Here is a 4,653-nt window from a genome sequence, read left to right on the forward strand (position 1 = left end):
CGCTGCAGGGCGCAGACGGGACCTGCTGGTCCGGATCGGGCTGACCGCGATCGTGATGCTTTTCGCCGTCGCGCTAGTCGGCTACATCGTGATCTCGCATAACAAGAAGACCTCTCCCGGCGCCGAGCAGGCGGTGCGGGTCACGTCGAGCAAGCTGATCACTCAAGATGGCAAACCCAAAGCCGACGTGACGTTCTACGAAGACTTCCTCTGCCCGGCATGCGGGAACTTCGAGCGCGCGTTCGGGCCGACGGTGTCGAAGCTGATCGACAGCGGCGCGATCGCCGCCGACTACTACATGCTCGGGTTCCTCAGCAGACCACAGAACGACGAGTACTCGTCGCGAGCCGCCAATGCGGCCTATTGCGTCGCCGATGAGTCGATTGACGCGTTCCGGCGTTTCCACACCGCCTTGTACACCAAGGAAATACAGCCCTCCGAGACCGGCACCACATTCCCAGACAATGCGAAACTGACCGAGCTGGCCCGTGAGGCCGGCGTGGTGGGCAAGGTTCCAGACTGCATCAAGGCCGGCAAGTACACCTCAATGGTCGACGGCCTGGCCTCGGCCGCCGGCATCCACGCCACCCCGACGGTCCGTATCAACGGCCAGGACTACCAATGGTCGACGCCGGAAGCGTTGGTGGCCAAGATCAAAGAGATCGTCGGGGATGTCCCCGGCCTCGACTCGGCGGCGACCCCAGCAGCGTGACCCGCGTCACGACGATGCAGAGCGAAGCGATGAGGAGGAGTGGCGCTCCTACCGGAGAGGTTTCAGCGCAAGCTGGCGAGCCGACGCAAGATTCGGCTTCGCCGTCCCAGCATGGGCCCCCGGTGCCGCTGGCCAGCGCATGGTGGGTGCTGATCGCCGGGATAATTGGGCTGATCGCGTCGATCACGCTGACGGTGGAGAAGATCAAGATCCTGCTCAACGCGTCATACGTGCCGTCGTGCAATATCAACCCGATTGTGTCGTGCGGTTCGGTGATGACGACACCACAAGCTTCGGTGCTGGGTTTCCCCAACTCGCTCATCGGTATCGCCGCGTTCACCGTCGTGACGGTGACCGGCGTCTTGGCCGTGGCGAAAGTGCCGCTGCCGCGGTGGTATTGGATCGGAATAGCTGCTGGAACACTGGCCGGCGCCGGGTTCGTGCACTGGCTGATCGTCCAAAGTCTTTACCAGATAGGGGCATTGTGCCCCTACTGCATGGTGGTGTGGGTGGCCACGATCTCGCTGTTGGTGGTGGTCGCCTCGATTGCGTTGCGACCGGCCGATGAAAGCCATACCAGCCCGGTAATGCATGAGCTCTACCGTTGGCGATGGTCGATCGCCGCGCTCTGGTTTACCGCGGTGTTTCTGCTGATACTGGCCCGGTTCTGGGATTACTGGTCCACGCTTCTATAAGGATCCAAGGTAGGGTACGCGCGTGATCTCGAAAGTGTTGGTTGCCAATCGCGGCGAGATCGCCATCCGCGCGTTTCGCGCCGCGTACGAACTGGGCGTCGGCACTGTCGCCATCTACCCCTACGAAGACCGAAATTCGGTCCACCGCCTCAAAGCGGACGAGTCCTATCAGATCGGCGAGATCGGCCACCCGGTGCGGGCGTATCTGTCAGTCGACGAAATCGTCGACACGGCACGAAGTTCCGGCGCAGACGCGGTGTACCCCGGATACGGATTCTTATCGGAGAACCCTGAGCTGGCGGCGGCCTGCGCGGACGCGGGCATCACATTCGTCGGGCCTAGCGCCGAAGTGCTTGAGCTGACCGGCAATAAGTCCCGTGCGATCGCGGCGGCGCGCGAAGCCGGTCTGCCCGTCCTCGCGTCCTCGGCGCCGTCAGCGTCCGTCGATGAGTTGGTTTCTGCCGCCACGAAGATGCAATTCCCGCTATTCGTCAAAGCCGTCGCCGGGGGCGGGGGCCGGGGAATGCGGCGGGTCGCCGATCCCGCGGCGCTGGCCGAGGCCATCGAAGCCGCCAGCCGAGAAGCCGAATCGGCCTTCGGGGATTCCACGGTCTACCTCGAACAAGCGGTGATCAATCCACGCCACATCGAGGTTCAGATCCTCGCCGATACACGCGGCGACGTCATCCATCTCTACGAGCGGGACTGCAGTGTGCAGCGGCGCCACCAGAAAGTCGTCGAGTTGGCGCCAGCTCCGAATCTTCCCCAGGAGCTGCGCGCCAAGATCTGCTCCGACGCAGTGGATTTCGCCCGTCACATCGGCTACAGCTGCGCTGGGACGGTGGAGTTCCTTCTAGACGAGCGCGGGCATTACGTCTTCATCGAGATGAATCCGCGAATCCAGGTCGAGCACACGGTCACCGAGGAGATCACCGACGTCGATCTGGTGTCCAGCCAGTTGCGCATCGCCGCCGGCGAGACACTCGACGATTTGGGTCTGCGTCAGGACGCGATCCGGCCCCACGGTGCGGCGCTGCAGTGCCGGATCACCACCGAAGACCCGGCCAACGGGTTCCGGCCAGACACCGGCCGGATCAGCGCCTACCGCAGTCCGGGCGGGGCGGGCATCCGGCTTGACGGCGGCACGAATTTGGGCGCGGAAATCAGCGCGCACTTCGATTCCATGCTGGTCAAGCTGACCTGCCGGGGCCGTGACTTCCCGACCGCGGTGAGCCGGGCCCGCCGCGCGATCGCAGAGTTTCGCATCCGTGGTGTGTCGACGAATATCCCGTTCCTGCAAGCGGTTTTGGACGACCCGGACTTCCAGGCCGGCCACATCACCACCTCGTTCATCGACGAGCGCCCGCAACTACTCACGGCGCGATCGTCGGCCGACCGCGGTACCAAGATCCTCAACTACCTGGCCGACGTGACCGTCAACAAACCACACGGCTCGCGACCTTCGACGATGTATCCGCACGACAAATTGCCCGACGTCGATTTAGAGGCCGCGCCGCCGCCGGGCTCCAAGCAACGGCTGGTCGAGTTGGGGCCGGAGGGTTTCGCGCGCTGGCTCAGAGAATCGCCCGTGGTCGCCGTCACCGACACCACGTTCCGCGACGCCCACCAGTCGCTGCTGGCCACCCGAGTGCGCACCAGCGGCCTCGTGATGGTCGCCCCTTACCTTGCCCGCACCATGCCGCAACTGCTTTCGGTGGAGTGTTGGGGGGGTGCGACTTACGATGTGGCGCTGCGCTTCCTCAAAGAGGACCCCTGGGAACGGCTGGCCGCGCTGCGTGAAGCGATGCCAAACATCTGTCTGCAGATGCTTTTGCGTGGCCGCAATACCGTTGGCTACACACCCTATCCCGAGCTGGTCACGTCGGCGTTCGTGGACGAGGCGACGCGCACCGGAATCGACATCTTCCGAATCTTCGACGCGCTGAACAACCTTGAGTCGATGCGCCCGGCGATTGACGCAGTGCGCGAAACGGGTTCTGCGATAGCCGAAGTCGCGATGTGTTACACCGGTGACCTGTCCGATCCAGGCGAGCAGCTCTACACGCTCGATTACTATCTGAAACTTGCCGAGCAGATCGTCGACGCCGGCGCGCACGTGTTGGCCATCAAGGACATGGCCGGACTGCTGCGGCCACAGGCGGCGCAAAAACTGGTCGGTGCGCTGCGCAGCCGCTTCGACCTGCCCGTGCACTTCCACACCCACGACACCCCCGGCGGGCAGCTGGCCAGCTATGTGGCGGCCTGGCACGCCGGCGCCGACGCTGTCGACGGTGCCGCCGCGCCGATGGCCGGAACCACCAGCCAGCCCGCGCTGAGCTCGATCGTCGCCGCGGCTGCGCACACCGAGCGCGACACCGGTTTGTCCCTGTCGGCGGTCTGCGCACTCGAGCCGTATTGGGAGGCGCTGCGAAAGGTATACGCGCCATTCGAATCTGGGTTGCCGGGGCCAACGGGACGGGTCTACCACCACGAGATTCCAGGTGGCCAATTATCGAATTTGCGCCAACAGGCCATAGCGCTGGGTTTGGGGGACCGGTTCGAGGAGGTGGAGGAGGCCTACGCCGGTGCCGACCGGGTGCTAGGCAGGCTGATCAAAGTCACACCCTCGTCGAAGGTGGTTGGCGATTTGGCGCTCGCGTTGGTCGGCGCTGGGGTGAGCGCAGACGAATTCGCTGCAGACCCAGGTCGATTCGACATCCCCGAATCAGTGCTGGGGTTTCTGCGGGGCGAGTTGGGCGACCCGGCAGGCGGCTGGCCGGAACCGCTGCGCACCAAGGCCCTTGCCGGCCGGGGACCGGCCAGGCCGGTCGAGGAACTCACGCCCGACGACGAGGCCACCCTCGAGCTGCTAGGCGCGAAACGTCAAGCCACCCTCAACCGATTGCTATTTCCCGGGCCGACAAAGGAATTCGAGGCTCATCGGGAAAGCTACGGCGACACGTCACGGCTGTCGGCCAACCAGTTCTTCTACGGCTTGCGCCAAGGCGAAGAACACCGGGTGCAACTGGAACCCGGCGTCGAGCTGCTGATCGGTTTGGAAGCCATCTCAGAGCCCGACGAACGCGGCATGCGCACGGTGATGTGCATCATCAACGGTCAGTTACGCCCGGTGGAGGTTCGTGACCGCAGCATCGCCAGCAAGATGCCCACCGCGGAGAAGGCCGACCGGGCCAATCCCAACCACGTCGCGGCACCCTTTGCCGGGGTAGTCACCGTCGGCGTCTC

General features: G+C 64.4%; 3 protein-coding genes. All 3 read left to right on the top strand.

From position 1 onward, the window contains the following. The first annotated feature begins 22 nt into the window (after nucleotides 1-22). On the top strand, nucleotides 23-712 hold the full coding sequence (locus WB785_RS22250) for a DsbA family protein (protein ID WP_424081886.1): 690 nt from the start codon (nucleotides 23-25) through the stop codon (nucleotides 710-712). Between the two features lie 29 nt (nucleotides 713-741). Then, nucleotides 742-1,407 carry a vitamin K epoxide reductase family protein gene (locus tag WB785_RS22255; protein WP_424081888.1) on the top strand — a complete coding sequence of 222 codons (666 nt, stop codon included), beginning with the start codon at nucleotides 742-744 and terminating at the stop codon, nucleotides 1,405-1,407. 22 nt (nucleotides 1,408-1,429) lie between these two features. Next, nucleotides 1,430-4,653 (top strand): pyruvate carboxylase (locus WB785_RS22260; protein WP_424081884.1); only part of this gene is annotated, 3,224 nt, incomplete at its 3' end.

Origin of the sequence: Mycobacterium sp., assembly GCF_049585075.1 — a bacterium.
Lineage (GTDB): Bacteria > Actinomycetota > Actinomycetes > Mycobacteriales > Mycobacteriaceae > Mycobacterium.